Origin of the sequence: Undibacterium sp. RTI2.2 (genome assembly GCF_035018705.1) — a bacterium.
Taxonomy (GTDB): domain Bacteria; phylum Pseudomonadota; class Gammaproteobacteria; order Burkholderiales; family Burkholderiaceae_D; genus Undibacterium.
On record NZ_JASJXN010000033.1, the window covers coordinates 33962 to 50623 of the forward strand.

Annotated in this window: 16 protein-coding genes; 9 read left to right on the top strand and 7 right to left on the bottom strand. The window is 48.6% G+C overall.

Going from position 1 to position 16662, the window contains the following annotated elements; all coding sequences use genetic code 11:
• Positions 1-24: 24 nt before the first annotated feature.
• Together QN395_RS16155 and QN395_RS16160 are read right to left on the bottom strand one after the other, a co-directional pair.
• Positions 25-900 (bottom strand): MOSC domain-containing protein, encoded by an 876-nt coding sequence (locus tag QN395_RS16155; RefSeq protein ID WP_322121010.1) that lies wholly within the window; start codon positions 898-900, stop codon positions 25-27.
• 250 nt (positions 901-1150) lie between these two features.
• Entirely contained in the window at positions 1151-2173 is a 1023-nt protein-coding gene (locus QN395_RS16160; RefSeq protein ID WP_323492356.1) for a GlxA family transcriptional regulator, read from the bottom strand.
• A 119-nt stretch (positions 2174-2292) separates the two neighbouring features.
• Here QN395_RS16160 and QN395_RS16165 point away from each other — a divergent pair, with 119 nt between their 5' ends.
• The gene (locus tag QN395_RS16165) at positions 2293-2943 is read left to right on the top strand and encodes an isochorismatase family protein (RefSeq protein WP_322121012.1); all 651 of its coding nucleotides are present in this window, start codon (positions 2293-2295) and stop codon (positions 2941-2943) included.
• Between the two features lie 137 nt (positions 2944-3080).
• On the opposite strand, the gene ychF is transcribed toward QN395_RS16165, so the two are convergent.
• A complete protein-coding gene (ychF, locus tag QN395_RS16170) occupies positions 3081-4172 on the bottom strand; it encodes a redox-regulated ATPase YchF (protein ID WP_322121013.1) in 1092 nt (363 codons plus the stop codon).
• Between the two features lie 256 nt (positions 4173-4428).
• Between ychF and QN395_RS16175 the strand changes: the two genes are divergently transcribed.
• The gene (locus QN395_RS16175) at positions 4429-4917 is read left to right on the top strand and encodes a nuclear transport factor 2 family protein (protein ID WP_322121014.1); all 489 of its coding nucleotides are present in this window, start codon (positions 4429-4431) and stop codon (positions 4915-4917) included.
• Positions 4918-5042: 125 nt separating this feature from the next.
• Here the strand turns inward: QN395_RS16175 and QN395_RS16180 are convergent, their stop codons facing one another.
• Entirely contained in the window at positions 5043-6425 is a 1383-nt protein-coding gene (locus QN395_RS16180) for an MATE family efflux transporter (protein ID WP_322121015.1), read from the bottom strand.
• Between the two features lie 442 nt (positions 6426-6867).
• Here QN395_RS16180 and QN395_RS16185 point away from each other — a divergent pair, with 442 nt between their 5' ends.
• The 6 genes from QN395_RS16185 to QN395_RS16210 all read left to right on the top strand — a co-directional run bounded on the left by QN395_RS16185 (position 6868) and on the right by QN395_RS16210 (position 10563).
• Positions 6868-6993, top strand: a complete 126-nt coding sequence (locus QN395_RS16185) for a hypothetical protein (protein ID WP_323492355.1) — start codon at positions 6868-6870, stop codon at positions 6991-6993.
• 183 nt (positions 6994-7176) lie between these two features.
• Positions 7177-8043 carry a hypothetical protein gene (locus tag QN395_RS16190; RefSeq protein ID WP_322121017.1) on the top strand — a complete coding sequence of 289 codons (867 nt, stop codon included), beginning with the start codon at positions 7177-7179 and terminating at the stop codon, positions 8041-8043.
• 428 nt (positions 8044-8471) lie between these two features.
• On the top strand, positions 8472-9392 hold the full coding sequence (locus QN395_RS16195; protein WP_322121018.1) for an SPFH domain-containing protein: 921 nt from the start codon (positions 8472-8474) through the stop codon (positions 9390-9392).
• A gap of 50 nt (positions 9393-9442) precedes the next feature.
• On the top strand, positions 9443-9664 hold the full coding sequence (locus QN395_RS16200) for a hypothetical protein (protein ID WP_322121019.1): 222 nt from the start codon (positions 9443-9445) through the stop codon (positions 9662-9664).
• Positions 9665-9776: 112 nt separating this feature from the next.
• On the top strand, positions 9777-10253 hold the full coding sequence (locus QN395_RS16205) for a hypothetical protein (protein ID WP_322121020.1): 477 nt from the start codon (positions 9777-9779) through the stop codon (positions 10251-10253).
• Between the two features lie 94 nt (positions 10254-10347).
• A complete protein-coding gene (locus QN395_RS16210) occupies positions 10348-10563 on the top strand; it encodes a hypothetical protein (protein WP_322121021.1) in 216 nt (71 codons plus the stop codon).
• A gap of 42 nt (positions 10564-10605) precedes the next feature.
• Here QN395_RS16210 and QN395_RS16215 read toward each other — a convergent pair whose 3' ends face one another.
• The 3 genes from QN395_RS16215 to uvrA form a co-directional block, all read right to left on the bottom strand.
• Entirely contained in the window at positions 10606-11703 is a 1098-nt protein-coding gene (locus QN395_RS16215) for a patatin-like phospholipase family protein (RefSeq protein WP_322121022.1), read from the bottom strand.
• A 10-nt stretch (positions 11704-11713) separates the two neighbouring features.
• The gene (pth, locus tag QN395_RS16220) at positions 11714-12289 is read right to left on the bottom strand and encodes an aminoacyl-tRNA hydrolase (RefSeq protein ID WP_322121023.1); all 576 of its coding nucleotides are present in this window, start codon (positions 12287-12289) and stop codon (positions 11714-11716) included.
• 307 nt (positions 12290-12596) lie between these two features.
• On the bottom strand, positions 12597-15548 hold the full coding sequence (uvrA, locus tag QN395_RS16225) for an excinuclease ABC subunit UvrA (RefSeq protein ID WP_322121024.1): 2952 nt from the start codon (positions 15546-15548) through the stop codon (positions 12597-12599).
• Between the two features lie 343 nt (positions 15549-15891).
• Between uvrA and ssb the strand changes: the two genes are divergently transcribed.
• Positions 15892-16380 (top strand): single-stranded DNA-binding protein, encoded by a 489-nt coding sequence (gene ssb / locus QN395_RS16230; RefSeq protein ID WP_322121025.1) that lies wholly within the window; start codon positions 15892-15894, stop codon positions 16378-16380.
• Positions 16381-16662: the final 282 nt, after the last annotated feature.

Genomic DNA, 16662 nt, shown 5'->3' on the forward strand with positions numbered 1-16662 from the left:
AGCTTGGGTCAATATTTTCGGTAATTAGAATGCTATCTGAATATCTAACGCATCACCAACATATAGTGTTTGACCGCAACCTTTTGTCACAATTACGTTCATCCCGAATGTGATCCCGCCATCCAGCAGAGGATTGGCGCGATAGGTTTGCAAAATATCTACCGGATCAGGTCCGGGTTCTCCGGTGGCTTGATCTACGGCGGGGATTGTGCAGCGAGTGCAAGGCTTGACCGGCTTGAGCTGGATTTGGCGCTCATGATTGATGAGGTCCAAACTACTCGCATAGTCCTCTTCAAACGCGGCTATCTCAGCAAGCACGATGTTGGGGCGGAAGCGATCCATAGGAATCGACTCACGACCTTGCAAGAGTAACTTTTGGTTTAGATCATCGAGCGATGCAGTAGACGTCAGCAACAGCGGGAATCCGTCTGAAAACAGCGTGCCGACCTCCTGATCGCCGGTCCATTTTTGGCTGGCTAATCGTCGACCAGCAGGATCAAAGCGTACCAAACGACAAGCGGTGCCCAAGAACTGACTCAACCAAGCCGCGGCGTTGTCGCCACAGTCAAACGCAGCGATCAGATCGTCCCAGATTTGTACTTGCAAAGATACCGCTGGTGCCAGCTCAGCCAGGCTAAGCGCCATTGGCAATGCTGGCATATCAGGCGCAAGCAGTATTAAATGATCGCCCTCTATCGTTGGGCGTATCAATGCCATGCGAGGATGGCTGCGCTGGCTTAAAAATAGCCCCGTCGGATCAACCACCATCCACTCACGATCACGAATCAGGCTTGCGCCGATCTGCTGTGACAAGCCAGACTCGCTGACCGCCGCCGACCGTAAGCGGATACCAGCGCAAGATTTAATCGGGTACAGCGTCAGTTCAGTAATCGTAGGCATGGTGGTTAATACTCACAAGTCAAAATTTATAAGGAGATACATCGTCGGAATAATCAGGTTTTACAGGAATATTTAATATACTCCCCCTCATTTTTATGAAATATGCCGCTTTGTCCAAGTAATGATTGGACGATTAATAATACTATAGGGGGGTATTATTGCTAATAGGTTTTGATCGTGATAAAGGAACGGACAAATTCAATCGCAATGCCTGCTACATGGACAGCCACATAAGCAGCCACATACCCCGCTACTTACCTTGAAACGCTTGCCGGTAAGCCGAGGGCGAGAGATTAAATTCCCTCGCAAAATAGCGTCGCAATAATAGCGCCGAGCCAAAGCCGGTATCCACCGCGATGTCATCAATCGAGCGCTTACTCGATTCTAGCTGACGTTGCGCCTGTGCCAGTCGCTGATTGAGCAGCCATTTACCGACGGTGGTACCAGTTAACTGCTGGAAGTGGCGCGTAAAACTGCGTCGGCTCATCAAGGCTTTTTCTGCCAGCTGATCCAGATGTTGCGGCTCCGCAAGATGCTGCAGCATCCATTCCAGCACTTTAGATAAACGGTCATCGCTGGCTAGGCTAGGCACAGGTTGCTCAATATATTGTGCTTGTCCGCCTTGGCGATGTGGCGCCACCACCAGACGCCGGGCGACATGCGCTGCAATCTCCGCACCATACTGAGAGCGCAGCACATGCAAGCAGCAATCAATCCCCGCCGCCGTACCCGCCGAAGTAATCACATCCCCATGGTCAACATACAAGACATTGGAATCGAGGTGTACTTGTGGAAAACGCTGTAAAAATTCTTTCGCAACTGCCCAATGAGTTGTTGCCATCCTCTGATCAAGCAAGCCCGCTTCCGCCACCACAAACGCACCCAGACATAAACCAATAATCCGCACACCAGCCCGATGCGCTTTACGCAAAGCACTCAGCAGTGCAGCCGGTGCAGGTCGCAAATCGGTATGCCATGACGGGATCACTATCATATCCGCCCGTGCTAAGGCAGATAAACCATGACTCGTGTTGATCGAAAAACCAGCACTTGTCGTCACCACATGTTTGCCAGCCTTCGCTGCGAAGACACACACTTTCAGCTTGAACGCAGGTAATTTAAATTCGCCATGCTGCTCACCGAACACCAGGCAAGGAACCGATAAATGAAACGGACTAATACCATCAAATGCCAGTACAGCCACCGTGACAGTGTTCTTCACGGCGTTAGACAGGAATTGAGTCTGAGATTGAATTGGAGTTTCAATAAGCATGGCCTGATTGTATCGAATATTGGCAATCGGGTCACTTCTTAATCTGGACGATATGTCTGAAAATAACAGCACAAACGCAATCGCTGTTTGCCATATCACTTTATCTGGAGAGCTTTATCATGACTACGCCCATATCCATTCCGACCACACCGAAGCGCGCATTGATAGTGATCGATGTACAGAACGAATATTTTACGGGCAACATGCGGATCGAATATCCAGATCCGCAAGTGTCCCTGCATCATATTGCTCTTGCGATGGACGCAGCCAAGGCGGCAGGTATCCCGATTTTGGTAGTACAACATTCCGCGCCCGAAAACTCCCCCATCTTTGCGCGCGACTCTGCCAATTGGGAGTTACATGCAACGGTCAAAAGTCGCCCTTATGATCATTTGATCGAAAAGTCCATGGCCAGTATTTTTGTCGGCACGGATGCCAAACAATGGCTGGAAAAAAATCACATTGATACCCTGACAATCGTTGGCTACATGACGCATAACTGCAACGCCAGCACCATTTATCAAGCGGCACATGATGCTTATCAAGTCGAAATTTTGTCCGACGCGACCGGCGCTTTACCCTACGAAAATAGCGCAGGATACGCCAGCGCAGAAGAAATCCATCGCACTTTTAATGTCGTATTCCAATCTAACTTCGGCGCAGTGGCTAGCACCGCAGAATGGATCAAGTTAATTAATACAGGCGGTGTGTTGGAGAAGAGCAACGTATTGGTGTCGCATCTGGCCGGGCGGGCGCATCCATCTGCTTAAGTAGTGTTGGGCTCGCAAAGCGCTAATAAAGCGCTAACGTAAGGCGAATAACATGAATAAAAAAGCGTCACTTGTTTGTACAAGCAACGCTTTTTTAGAGCTCTCACCACTGAGGACGAGAATCATTAAATTAGTACTTAGACGTTAAACAAGAAGTTCAGCACATCACCATCCTTAACCACATATTCCTTACCTTCAGCGCGCATCTTACCTGCGTCTTTTGCACCAGCTTCACCTTTAAAGTTGATGAAGTCATCAAACGCTATGGTTTGTGCACGGATGAAGCCGCGTTCGAAATCGGTGTGGATCACGCCTGCTGCCTGTGGTGCGGTATCACCGACATGAATGGTCCAGGCGCGGACTTCTTTGACACCGGCGGTGAAATAAGTTTGCAGGCCAAGCAGTTTGAATGCGGCGCGGATTAGGCGATCTAGTCCCGGCTCTTCCATGCCCATGTCGTTTAAGAAATCGGTTTTATCGGCGTCATCCAGATCGGCAATTTCTGCTTCGATCGATGCACAAATGGCGACGATAGGCGCATTTTGTGATTGGGCGTAGGCAGTCAGTTGATCCAGTAAGGGATTATCTTTAAAACCGGTATCGGATACGTTAGCGACGTACATCGCTGGCTTGGCAGTGATCAGGCAAAGTGGCTTGATCAACAGCATTTCTTCTGCGTCCAGACCCAGGGCGCGCACTGGTTTTGCGTCGTTCAGTGCGGGCATGATGCGCTCTAATATGGCGACCAGTTTGGCGGCATCTTTGTCGCCGGAGCGGGCTTTTTTGTTTTCGCGGTGGATGGCTTTTTCTACCGAGCTCATATCGGCCAATGCCAGTTCAGTCTGAATGACTTCGATATCATCGAGCGGGCTGACCTTGCCTGCGACGTGGATCACATTGTCATCTACAAAGCAGCGTACGACGTTGACGATAGCATCGGTTTCGCGGATGTGGGCGAGGAACTGATTGCCCAAGCCTTCGCCTTTCGAGGCACCGGCAACCAGCCCAGCGATATCGACAAACTCAACAATCGCGTTTTGGATACGTTCTGGTTTAACGATGGCGGCCAATTGCGCCAGACGCGGATCGGGTACCTCTACCATGCCGACATTGGGTTCGATCGTACAGAAAGGATAGTTTTCTGCCGGGATGCCTGCTTTGGTCAGTGCATTAAAAAGAGTAGATTTGCCGACGTTAGGCAGGCCGACGATGCCGCATTTGAGACTCATGATATTTTACCGAAGAGGTGAGATGTGATTAGATTAGCCCGCTATTTTACCGGAACATCGGCTTATTCAGGCGGTTTTGACGCTGAGGATGGAGTTCGTCTGAATTGGTGAGCGGATATTCTTTCAGCTTGGCGTGGGTTTTTATGACGCCCGAAAAAAATTGCTACAATTTACTTGGTATTTTTGAAATTAAACTCATATATTTTAAATGCGGCCAGCAATCATGCTAGTTGCCGATTATTTTAGGGAGAGTCCTTTGACTAAATTGTTAATCACTTTAGGTTTGGCGTGTGCTTTTACATTGCCGTTGTCAGCGCAGGCTCAGGTTGCGGTGCAAGCTAATCCAAATCAAGCAGCCTTATTGGCAAGCCCTGATACACAGGTTGCGGCAAATAAGCGCCTGGTGTATGACTTTTGGCGTGAGGTATTTGAGGGGGGACATATGGATCTGGCGGATAAATATCTGACCGAATCATATATTCAGCACAATCCGAATGTGGCGTCAGGACGCGCTGCGTTTGTCGATTTTTTCTCTAAATTTACCAAACCATCCCCGATTGCTGCGCAGATCAAAGCACCACTTGTGTCCATCGTTGGCGATGGCGATATGGTCGTTCTTAGTTTTGTCCGTCAGTATGACGATCCCAAAGATGCCACCAAAAAATATACCACGACCTGGTTTGACATGTTCCGTATTCAGGACGGAAAAATTGCCGAACACTGGGATAGCGCTTTGAAAAAATAAGTTTGTCGTGTCTTGTTTAGCGCTTATTTAAATAATTCATTAAGCGAGATATAGCCGCTGTTTAACGTTTTCAACTTACGTTCTTAACTTAATAAACAGCGGCGATTTTGATTTGGTGGCTTTGATTAAGCGAGCGCAGTATTTTTCTTCAAATACCTAGTCGAGACGCGGTGTAAATACACCACCAGCGATACAGCGGCAATGGTTAATCCAACCACCAGCGATATCCAGAAACCGCTGGCAGCCATTGGTTCTGCTGGCCGCAGCGGGAACCACTCAGGTGCCAAACCTAGTATGCAACCGAGTGGAATACAGACACCCCAGAACGCTGTCAGATGGATCAGCATCGGCGTGCGGGTGATTTTGTAACCTCGTATCGCGGAAGATGCGGCGACCTGAGCACCATCGGATAACTGGAAGATCGCTGCCAGCAGTAATAGCTTGACCGTCACTTGCTGGACGGCGACATCGCTGGTGTACGCTGCTGCGATTTCTTGCCTGAACAGGGTGATCATCAACGCCGATATCACCGCAAATCCCAGCGATAAACCTACGCCTACCCAAGATGAAAAACGGGCACGTTGCGTGTCATTTTCCCCCATCGCCTGACCGACACGTGTTACCGAGGCAATACCAAAACTCAGCGGCACCATAAACACCAGGGACGAAAAATTTAAGGCAATCTGATGTGCCGATACCGTGACTACACCAAAGCGTGCCACCAGTAAGCCGATCACACAAAATGCACTGACTTCCGCAAAATAGGTCACCCCGATGGGCAAGCCCATGCGCAGCATCTTGCGTATCTCTGGCCAGTGTGCAGGTTCTCTATGTGTGAACGGGTAAGTTGATTGATAGGCCGGTGCTTTTTTAATCCATAAGACCATGGCTCCCAACATCAGCCACATACCGACGCCAGTCGCTACGGCACAGCCTGTTGCGCCCAATTTTGGTAAGCCCCAATGGCCATAAATCAGCAACCAGTTAATACACACATTAAAAGCCAATCCAAATAGCGCGATCACCATCACCGGCTTGGTTTGGTTCAGGCTGGCGGTATAGCCATAGAGCGCGCGGTAGCAGGCAAAAGGCGGCAAGCCAATACTGATCACATGCACAAATTGCGCGGCTTTATCTCGTACGCTATCTTCCAGATAAATATGATCGAATACCACGGTGGACAGATTGAGCAAGACACATCCCACCAGACCCACGCCCAAGCCCATCCACAAGGACTGGCGGACGATATGCGGGATTTTATGATGTGCATTAGCCCCGACCTCATGCGCCACGATCGCATTGATTGCCATCATCACACCCATCACGGTGACCAGCACCATCGCCCACAAAGATGCACCCAGCGCGACAGCGGCCAGATCATTGGCACTGGCATGCCCCGTCATCGCCACATCGGCGACACCCATGCCGACGGTAGCGAGTTGGCCGATCAGGACAGGCCAGGCGAGTTGCCACATGGCGCGGGATTCGGTAAGGATTTTTGTTTTCATAATCAGCAGTGCAGGCGAGTGTGAGTCGCAAAATAGAGTGCGAGTGGCATCTTAGTTCATTTTTTATAAAAAGAGGATTTGCGCAAAGCCTCCGCAGCTGCGTTGTAGCTCCCGTTCGCACTATAAGTACGATCTTGGTTGCTGCGGCCGTGCCAGGATAATTTTGCGTAAATCCTAAAAAGTATCTTAACGAAGCATCTTAAGGTGATGCTGAACGCTAAACAGCAGTCCCAAAGCTAGCGGTCATGCGCTCTTTTTGATGCGGGATTAATAACATACTCCCCTTATTTTTATAGAAATATGCCGTATTGTCCAATAAGTAATTGGACGATTGAAATATACATGTAGGTAGTATTTATTTTAGCACCGCGTAAAAGTTCATGTGGCTCTGGTTAGCAGTGCTTGGCCGTAGGCATTAAAACGCAAAGTCAGGCACTAGCAGATGCATGCGCCTTATAAGCTGAGATTCCCATTCTTCGTATTTCCGCTCGCGATTCTTGACCGTATCCGTATCCGTATCCGTATCCGTATCCGTATCCGTATCCGCATGTCGTGGCGTGACGGATAGGTGAGTTTATTTAGTTGCCGATTTGTTCCAGCAAAGATGATCAAGCATTCAGTTGACGAAATGATATGCCATCGGTGACAATCGGTTGTCCAATTAGCATTTTTCGCATTGGCGCTGATAGCCGTTGTTGACTCTAAACTCACAGTCTCGCGACATGACAAAATTAACCACATCATCTCATTCATGAAAATCACCCACTTTGTATGCGCTAGCGCACTACTTTTTTCTCCCTTATTGGCCCATTCGCAAACGGCCACGTTTAATTTGAAGGACATTATCAAGAAGAGTATTTCCGATAGCAGCTCACAAGCTAAAACTCCCGATGCGACTAAGGACAATGCGAATAACTCAGGCGCTGACACTGCGAATACCGGCGGCGCAGTTAGCAAGGATGGTATTCCTAAAGTCTTAGAAACAATCGGTATCAAAATCGGGGATACGCGACAGCAGGTCGATCAGGTATTGACTGGTAAGGGTTATAAATTGGGCTCGACTAACACTCATCCGATGGGACAAAGTTTCCCCGGAATTTTGTGGAGTTTGGTGTACACGATTAATTCAAGTGCCAGTACTGGTAGCCGAGATCTTGCAATGGTTGATGTGCGATTTGGGCCGCAATCAGGCAAGGTGATGGCTATTTTACGTCGCGAAAAATTTGATCATCCAGTCGTAGCGACGGAAATAAAAAAAGCGCTGATGGAAAAATATGGTACCCCCAGCAGCCAAACTTCTAGCGATTTGAACTGGATGGCTTACCGTCCGGGCTACAGTCGCACCGGCGTTGGCATCGATTTGAACGACTGCAATGGACGATTTGGAACGGCTATTAATGTCAGTTATCCGATGAGTAAATTTAAAGATTGCCGGCAATCAGTCGGTGTTGCTCTCGCGGAATCAAATAATAGCGGCCGAGAGTACAACACCATTGAGGTTGGTGTTACCGATTTTGCGATGATGACAGCCGAGTATGCTGCGGCACGTGCAATGATGGATAAAAAGAACGCTGAGATTTTGGAAGAGCACAAAAAAGCACCCACTCCTAAGCTGTAATATTTGTCAGAACATGCACGGGCACAGTCATAGCATGCGCGCCTCGTGCTGTTCTTGCGGCTAAATCAGGACTAAATTCAATACGGATGTCCGGAAGTGCTTGAATTTCATCCCAGCACTTTCTGCTTCAAGAAAAGTATGCTGAACCATTCTTCCTACCTGCAAGCTTAATCAAATATCATATACTCCCCCATTTTTACAATGAATATGTTGAATTGTCCAATGATTATATGGACACTTAAAATATACATATGAGAGTATATTTTTGGTCAGTGCTGTAGAGTCGAGTTCGATACGTGCTCACCGAGCTCCATAGCATCGCTTTTGCCCGGCAGTGGATTTCCTTCCTTTCATACAAACTCTTCTTGACATCTCCAATCAGTGCTACTAAAGTGATATCACTTTGATGTCATTCAAACGGAGATAATATGAACACAGCAAGTAAAGTTGTCGGTGGCAAGTCATTGATGCATGAACGCATTCATTCCTCGCCAGATGGTTATCTGATGGTGGCCGTTGGGTTGTTTTTGATTGTGGCGGGTGGTTATTGGGCTTGGTCTGGTTTCAATGCGTTGGAGCCAGTGGTATTGCCGATTTTTGGTAAATTGCTGATCAGCATATTGGGTGCGTTTTTATTGTCGGGCTTGTACATGCTGCAACCGAATGAGGCGGCCTTGTTGTCTTTGTTTGGTAAGTACATCGGCACCGATCGCAGCGCGGGTTTGCGTTGGGCCAATCCTTTGTATTCGGTACGCAAAGTCAGTTTGCGGGCTCGCACTTTAAATTCGCCAACTTTGAAGGTGAATGATAAGCGCGGCAATCCGGTGGAGATTGGTGCGGCGATTGTCTGGCGCGTACAAGATACGGCGCTGGCCTTATTCAATATCGATGACTTCGAGCGCTTTGTGAACGTGCAAGCCGAAACCGCGATCCGTCATCTCGCATCGCAATATGCGTATGACGAGGGCGATGATCTGGCGGAGCACGAGACCACCTTGCGTGCTGGTTTAGATGAGGTGACTAAAGCCTTACGACAAGAGTTACATACCCGGTTTGAAGTCGCGGGGATCGATGTGGAAGATGCCAAGCTCACGCATTTGGCCTATGCACCAGAAATCGCGCAAGTCATGCTGCGCAGACAGCAAGCCGATGCAATTATCAGTGCACGTAAAAAAATCGTACATGGTGCGGTGACGATGGTAGAAGAAGCGCTCAAGGGTTTGTCTGAACGCAAGATCGTCGAGCTCGATGACGAGCGCAAAGCTGCAATGGTGAGTAATTTGCTGGTCGTGCTTTGCTCGGATAAAGAGACGCAGCCGATTATTAATACCGGTACGCTTTACAATTGAGTCTGCTGGTTTGAAGTTCTGTTCCTGATGAATATTGTTGAGGGGTTGATATGTATCCATTTTTAATGATCTTCGGTGTCTTAGTCGCCTCCGTTTTGGCACTGATTTTATGCTTCCTCGGTTTATCATTTTTAGGCCGTTGGTTTGGTCAGGATAAAGTCGAGCGGTTTGCCAAGTTCCGTCTGCAAGGCCCGTTTGTGCCAGTCACGCCTGCCGTAGCCAGTTCGCACAATGCAACATCAGATGTGAGCGATCAACCTTCAGTACCTTAATCTAGCAAAATGAAGTCGCTTAACGAAGTAGTGAAACAAAGTAGTAAGCGAAGTAACTAAATAAGTTCGCCAGCTAGTCAGAATCAAAAACAAAATTGTTGAGGAAAATGTTGTGAACGAAATTAAATATCAACAAAGCCAATGGATGAAAGTCCTCTGGATCATGCTGCCTTTAGTGACCTTAATCATGATGGCAGTGAAAACCATAGGGCTTGATCCCGTCGCCCGTTTGCGCGCGCTGCTGACGATTGCTGCGATCAATTTTATGGTGCTGGGTTTGCTGGGACGATTGACAGTCAAAATAGACAATACCCATTTGCGCTGGTATTTCGGCTTGTTTGGCTGGCCCGCATGGAAGTTAGCGCTGACCGATATCCGTCAGATAGAGCAATGTGAATCGCGCTGGATAGAAGGCTGGGGTATCCGCTTTACCAAAGAAGGCATGCTCTACAACGCCGCCGGAAAAGGCGCGGTACGTATTACCAAAGCGGATGGCTCCAGCCTGAGGTTAGGTTCTGCCGAACCTGAGGTGTTGTGTGCCGCATTGAACAATGCGCTAGCAAATTATGCCAATAAGCTTATTAAATAAGCTTACTAAATAAGCTTAGTTGCTAAGCTAACCAAGTAAGTTCGCCAGTTAAGTTCACCAATTAAGTCGCTCACTCAGGTAGATCAGAAACATCATGGCCAGCCCCGGGAAAAAATCTTTCATGTTGCGTATCGATCCTGTACTCTGGGCAGAGATCGAGCGCATGGCTGCGCAAGAACTGAGGAGTAGTAATGCGCAAGTGGAGTATTTACTGAGAGACGCTTTAAGCCAGCGTGGCCGCAAAGTCGACATAGAAGCTGCTAGCCAGGATGACGTAAAAACGGATCTCGTTTTACCGTCAGCTTCTTAGATTACTATTTTCTTCGCCGCACAATCTCTCGATACTGCCAGTTTACAGCGGCAATACCTGGCTTACATCAGGCCGTTGAATAAAATCAGCGAACGCATCCCGCAGCCGCGCACCTTCTCCCATCGCGGTTTTCCAATGATGAATACGTAGATCATGATTGGTACCGTAAAAGAAAAAATCTTTCCTATCGAGTACCTTGCCGCGTGGCAGAGTTTGTAAAAAGCCCGGTGATGGCGACACCATAATCACGTTGTCCAGCCAATGCCGGTTTTTGCCTATGCTGGCACGTCGCCAGGGCAAACTTTTATCCAGCCAGCCCGGCACGATATGGTCGGTAAAATGCGGATAAAGCACTAAGCCACCTTCTTTGTTACCGCTTAAACGCGAGTAAGGCAGCGCCAGATGGTAATCAATAATTCCACCATCCCAATACGTACCTGTCGGCGCATGAGGAATATGGCGCACAGGTTCCATAATCAGCGGCAAGGTACCTGATGCTAATAAGGCGGAGGCTAAATTATCCGCCGTTAATGATGAGAAATGGGTATCGAACGCATCAAATTTTGCCTTCAGCCAAAACAGCGGATCACGCATGTCGCCAATCACCATTCTGTCCATGTGATTAGCGAGTTTAGAGCGCGATGCCAGGTTCGAAAACGTCGCTGCCACAAATCCTGCTTTAGCTTTGCCACTCGATTGTGGTGCGCTTAAAAAGCCCCGGCCACGTACTGCCAGCAGATGCAGACGGTGCAGCGGTTGGTGTACGATTTCTTGCTCGTAACCACCGATAAAATTTTGTAGCAATTCAACGCAAACATCCGTCACATATTGGGCTGAAGGTTTTTCAGGATAACGCTGCTCACAATACAAATCACCGAGGCGCTGGAACGCCGCCACCGGATCAGCGTGGCTCGCCGCTGCCATACGCCAGGCACCGATAGAGGCGCCGATCAAGGTGCGTTCGCGCGGTGCGCTTGGCAACCATTCTCCAAATAACCATTGATCCAGCGCCTGCAAAATCAACCCTTTAGGGCCACCCGCAGCAGCAGGGATAACCGCGATGTCGCGCGCCTGCAAACCATGTTGACGAATATGTTCGAGAGCAAATTTTCCGGCGCGGATTTGTATGGGTGATGTCATAGGAGGTACTTTATTTCACGGTATGTAACTGCATCGTCGCGGCAGAAAATTTTCCTTCGACCAGCATAGGAATGATCTCCAGACTCTTGGCAATCGATTCGTCGATCAAAGGCTGCTCTTCTTTGCGCGGGCGATGTAAAACAAAATCAGCGACCCCTTGCTGCAAATTCAGACTACGCGGATGTCCGATACCAATACGCAGCCGCCAGTAATCTTGTGTCCCCAAAGCAGCGGTGATGTCTTTCAACCCGTTATGACCACCAGACGAGCCACCTAATTTAAGCTTAGCAATACCCGGCAAAATATCCAGCTCATCATGCACCACCAATACTTGATCTGGCGTGATTTTATAAAACCGACAAATCGCACCGACCGACTGGCCAGAACGATTCATAAATGTTTGTGGCTGCAACAGCCAGACCTCTTCGCCAGCAAGCCGTGTTTTAGCTACCAACGCGTTAAAATTTTTATCGCGTTGCAAACCATTTATTGCAAGTTGATCAACCAGCCAGAAGCCAGCATTGTGGCGGGTTTGTTCGTATTCAGGGCCAGGATTGCCGAGGCCGACTATGAGGCGGATAGACATAATAATTTCAGCAAAAATAGTACATTAGCTGTGAGTTGATAGATTGAATTGATTTGAATTTTTTACACGTCATCTTGAAGATCAACAGGTCACATAGTTCGCTTGTCTATAATTAATAACCGTATGGTGCGCCATGCTCACCAGTACACCTTGCTGTTTTTTGTCGCTTGCTACGGTGCGTATGACGCACGCCGCAGCAGTATTCTGGTTAAAATTTTTAGACAAAATAAAAATAGAACGTCCAATGATTCTGCGGCTTCTGGCTTAAAATCATGCCAGAAGCCGCAGAATCATTGGACAAGTAGTTTTACTTTTTTTTCTTCAGCAAGGGCTGTAAATACTTACCCGTCACACTCTCAGGGTTTGCTGCAACATCCTCTGGCGTACCGCTGGCGATAATCAGACCACCGCCTGCGCCGCCTTCTGGTCCCAGATCGACGATCCAGTCGGCGGTTTTAATTACGTCTAAATTGTGTTCGATGATGACAACCGTATTGCCTTGATCGCGTAAACGGTGAATGACTTTGAGCAGCAAATCGATATCGTGGAAATGCAGACCCGTGGTCGGTTCATCCAAAATATACAGAGTACGACCAGTGTCACGTTTGGATAATTCCAGAGACAATTTTACCCGTTGTGCTTCGCCGCCAGACAGTGTAGTAGCGCTTTGACCCAGTCGGATGTAGCCCAGACCCACATCTAGCAGTGTGTGCAGTTTACGTGCGATGACGGGAACTGGTTTAAAGAATTCATACGCATCTTCTACCGTCAAGCCCAGCACCTCGTTGATATTTTTGCCCTTGTATTGGACTTCTAATGTCTCGCGGTTATAGCGCTTGCCGTGGCACACATCGCAGGGTACGTACACGTCGGGTAAAAAATGCATTTCGACTTTGATGACGCCATCACCCTGACAGGATTCGCAGCGACCGCCTTTGACGTTGAACGAGAAACGCCCCGCACTGTAGCCTCGTTCTTTAGCCACTGGCACGGTAGAAAACAGATCGCGTATCGGGGTGAATAAACCAGTATAGGTAGCTGGATTAGAGCGCGGTGTGCGCCCGATCGGTGCTTGATCGACCGAGATGACTTTATCAAAATGTTCTAGCCCGCTGATGCTGTCAAACGCGGCAGGCTCGGTTTGCGATCCATATAAGTGGCGCGCAGCGGCCGGGTATAAGGTGTCATTGACCAGTGTAGATTTGCCAGAGCCGGATACGCCGGTCACGCAGGTGAGCAAGCCAACTGGCAACTTGAGCGTCACGTTTTTTAAGTTGTTGCCGCGTGCGCCAGAGATCACGAATTGTTTTTCCGGATTAAAGGTCGTGCGCTTTTTGGGGACGGCGATTGCCATGGCACCGCTCAGGTATTGCGCGGTCAGCGAGCGTTCGCTTTTCATGATGTCTTCTAGCGTACCTTGGGCAATGACTTCACCGCCATGCACACCTGCACCGATACCCATATCGACGACAAAGTCGGCGCAGCGGATCGCATCCTCATCATGCTCGACCACCAGCACAGAGTTACCGATATCACGCAAATGTTTTAGCGTATCGATCAGACGATCATTGTCGCGCTGATGTAATCCGATCGAGGGTTCATCCAGGACATACATCACGCCAGTCAGACCAGAGCCGATTTGTGACGCCAGACGGATACGCTGTGCCTCGCCGCCAGAAAGCGTATCGGCGCTGCGGTCCAGCGATAAATAGTCCAGACCGACGTTGTTGAGAAAGGTTAGACGCGAGCTGATTTCTTTAATGATGCGATCTGCGATTTCTCGTTTTGCACCGACTAAAGTTAATGATTCAAAGAAGCTCAGGGTTTGGCGCAAAGGCAGGGCGCTGACTTCGTAAATCGCTTTTTCTTGCGCTCCGTTACCGACTTTGACGTAACGAGCCTCAACCCGCAAACGTGCGCCGTCGCAGCTTGGGCATTGCTTTTCGTTGATGAACTTGGCGAGTTCTTCTTTTACCGCCATCGAGTCTGTCTCGCGGTAACGGCGTTGCAGATTGACGATCACGCCTTCAAAGGTATGTTCTTTGATGACGGTGCGACCGCGCTCATTGATGTAAGTGAAGGGAATATTCTGTTTGCCTGATCCGTACAAAATCACTTGCTGAGCAGACTCTGGCAATTGTTCAAACGGCGTATCAATATCAAAATCATAGAACGCCGCGAGGTTGGACAACATCTGGAAATAGAATTGATTGCGTCTGTCCCAGCCCTTGACCGCACCGCTGGCCAGCGACAAATTTGGGAAGGCAACAATCCGTTTCGGATCAAAAAATTCGATGTGGCCGAGGCCATCACACTCTGGGCAAGCACCCATAGGATTATTGAAGGAGAACAGGCGCGGTTCTAATTCTTGTAGCGAATAACCGCAAGTCGGGCAGGCAAATTTATTCGAAAATAATTGCTCATGGCCGTTGTCCATATTCACAATCAAGGCGCGACCATTGGCGATGCGCAGTGAGGTCTCGAATGATTCTGCCAGACGTTGTTTGATCTCAGCCTTGACTTTGACACGATCAATCACCACGTCGATCGTATGCTTCTCTGTCTTTTTTAATTTAGGCAGATCATCCACTTCGACAATCTTGGCCGGGTGTGTGCCAGTTTGTACGCGGAAGCGCACAAAGCCCTGCGCTTGCATCTGCTCAAACAAATCAACATGCTCACCTTTGCGGTTGGACACCACGGGCGCCAAAATCATGAGCTTGGTATCTTCCGGCATTGCCAGCACGGTATCCACCATTTGCGATACAGACTGCGCTGCCAATGGATTTTCTGGATGATCCGGGCAATACGGCGTACCGACGCGGGCATACAAAAGGCGCAGATAATCGTGGATCTCAGTTACCGTACCGACGGTAGAACGCGGATTGTGCGAGGTCGCTTTTTGCTCTATCGAAATGGCAGGGGACAAGCCTTCAATCAGATCGACATCCGGTTTTTCCATCAATTGCAAAAACTGTCGTGCATAAGCAGATAGTGATTCGACATAACGTCGCTGGCCTTCTGCATACAAAGTATCAAACGCCAAAGACGATTTGCCTGAGCCGGATAAACCAGTAATGACCACCAGCTTATTGCGTGGCAAATCTAAACTGATGTTTTTTAAATTATGTGTACGCGCACCGCGAATGCGGATTTCGTCACGCTTAGGTGCGGGGATGCCAGTTTTATCGAAGTCGATTTCAGCAGGCTTGGCTGCTTTGGCCGATTTTGCACGAACTTTGACCGTATTTTGTGTCATATCAACTGCTTTCCGTAAGGATGGTTTGGCGCCCCGGTTTTTTGATTCGGGAACAAGCAACCTGATACTATAACGGGTTTTTGAAATTTGACGTGTGCAAGCTGCGGACTTTGTTTTTGTCCCGTGTTTGACATATCTTTATGGCAACGTCACGAATGGATAAGAGCATTCTGAAACGCTTTACTAAGCTTGTCTGGCTTATAATCGGCGGCAAATGCTCAATCAGCTAAACAGCGAGATGGCTGAATGGGCTGAATGTGGTTTTAGCCAGAGTTATTGTCAAATTCATCAAAATAATCACTATTACTTAGTGAACTTAATTAGCGAACAACAGGAGAAATACATGGCATCCCTCAATAAAGTCCAGATTATCGGCAATCTCGGACGCGACCCAGAAACGCGTTACATGCCTAGCGGCGACGCCATGACCAGCATCACCGTTGCCACTACAGAAAACTGGAAAGATAAAGCCACCGGCGAGAAAAAAGAACAGACCGAATGGCATCGCATTACTTTTTTCGGCAAACTGGCAGAAATCGCTGGTCAGTATCTGAAAAAAGGCTCGCAAGTCTATGTAGAAGGCAGCCTGCGTACACGTAAATATACCGACAAAGACGGCGTAGAGAAATACGCAACCGACATTAAAGCAGACACCATGCAAATGTTGGGCGGACGTCCAGGTATGGGCGGCGGTGCACCGATGGATGAGTACGGCGGCGCCCCATCAGCACCACGCCAAAGCGCACCAGCGCCATCATCTGCACCACGTCAGGCACCAGCATCGCGCCCGGCACCGAATTTTTCTGATATGGATGATGATATTCCGTTTTGAGACCTAGTCTCTTTGATTCTGTAAACTACGCCCTGCAAGTCTTTGATTTGTAGGGCGTTTTTCTTGTTTACACATTTCTTATTGACAACGGTTATAGTTTTTATATAACCTAGTCGTATAAAACGTAAACAAGGAGCATTGTTGGTGGCGAAATATAGTGTCAAATTGGTGGACATGGGTGTTGGCGCGCACTCAATATTGACCAGCTGCGCGCATTGAATATTGACCAGGCGCTTAGTTGCTGAGCATACAAGTTTGTTTCAGGTTTGTCGATCAATTATG

Bases quoted from the DNA above. Each gene is read 5' to 3' on its own strand.
- QN395_RS16155 (WP_322121010.1), bottom strand. From the start codon at position 900: ATGCCTACGATTACTGAACTGACGCTGTACCCGATTAAATCTTGCGCT.
- QN395_RS16160 (WP_323492356.1), bottom strand. From the start codon at position 2,173: ATGCTTATTGAAACTCCAATTCAATCTCAGACTCAATTCCTGTCTAAC.
- QN395_RS16165 (WP_322121012.1), top strand. From the start codon at position 2,293: ATGACTACGCCCATATCCATTCCGACCACACCGAAGCGCGCATTGATA.
- ychF (WP_322121013.1), bottom strand. From the start codon at position 4,172: ATGAGTCTCAAATGCGGCATCGTCGGCCTGCCTAACGTCGGCAAATCT.
- QN395_RS16180 (WP_322121015.1), bottom strand. From the start codon at position 6,425: ATGAAAACAAAAATCCTTACCGAATCCCGCGCCATGTGGCAACTCGCC.
- QN395_RS16185 (WP_323492355.1), top strand. From the start codon at position 6,868: ATGCATGCGCCTTATAAGCTGAGATTCCCATTCTTCGTATTTCCGCTC.
- QN395_RS16190 (WP_322121017.1), top strand. From the start codon at position 7,177: ATGAAAATCACCCACTTTGTATGCGCTAGCGCACTACTTTTTTCTCCC.
- QN395_RS16195 (WP_322121018.1), top strand. From the start codon at position 8,472: ATGAACACAGCAAGTAAAGTTGTCGGTGGCAAGTCATTGATGCATGAA.
- QN395_RS16200 (WP_322121019.1), top strand. From the start codon at position 9,443: ATGTATCCATTTTTAATGATCTTCGGTGTCTTAGTCGCCTCCGTTTTG.
- QN395_RS16210 (WP_322121021.1), top strand. From the start codon at position 10,348: ATGGCCAGCCCCGGGAAAAAATCTTTCATGTTGCGTATCGATCCTGTA.
- QN395_RS16215 (WP_322121022.1), bottom strand. From the start codon at position 11,703: ATGACATCACCCATACAAATCCGCGCCGGAAAATTTGCTCTCGAACAT.
- pth (WP_322121023.1), bottom strand. From the start codon at position 12,289: ATGTCTATCCGCCTCATAGTCGGCCTCGGCAATCCTGGCCCTGAATAC.
- uvrA (WP_322121024.1), bottom strand. From the start codon at position 15,548: ATGACACAAAATACGGTCAAAGTTCGTGCAAAATCGGCCAAAGCAGCC.
- ssb (WP_322121025.1), top strand. From the start codon at position 15,892: ATGGCATCCCTCAATAAAGTCCAGATTATCGGCAATCTCGGACGCGAC.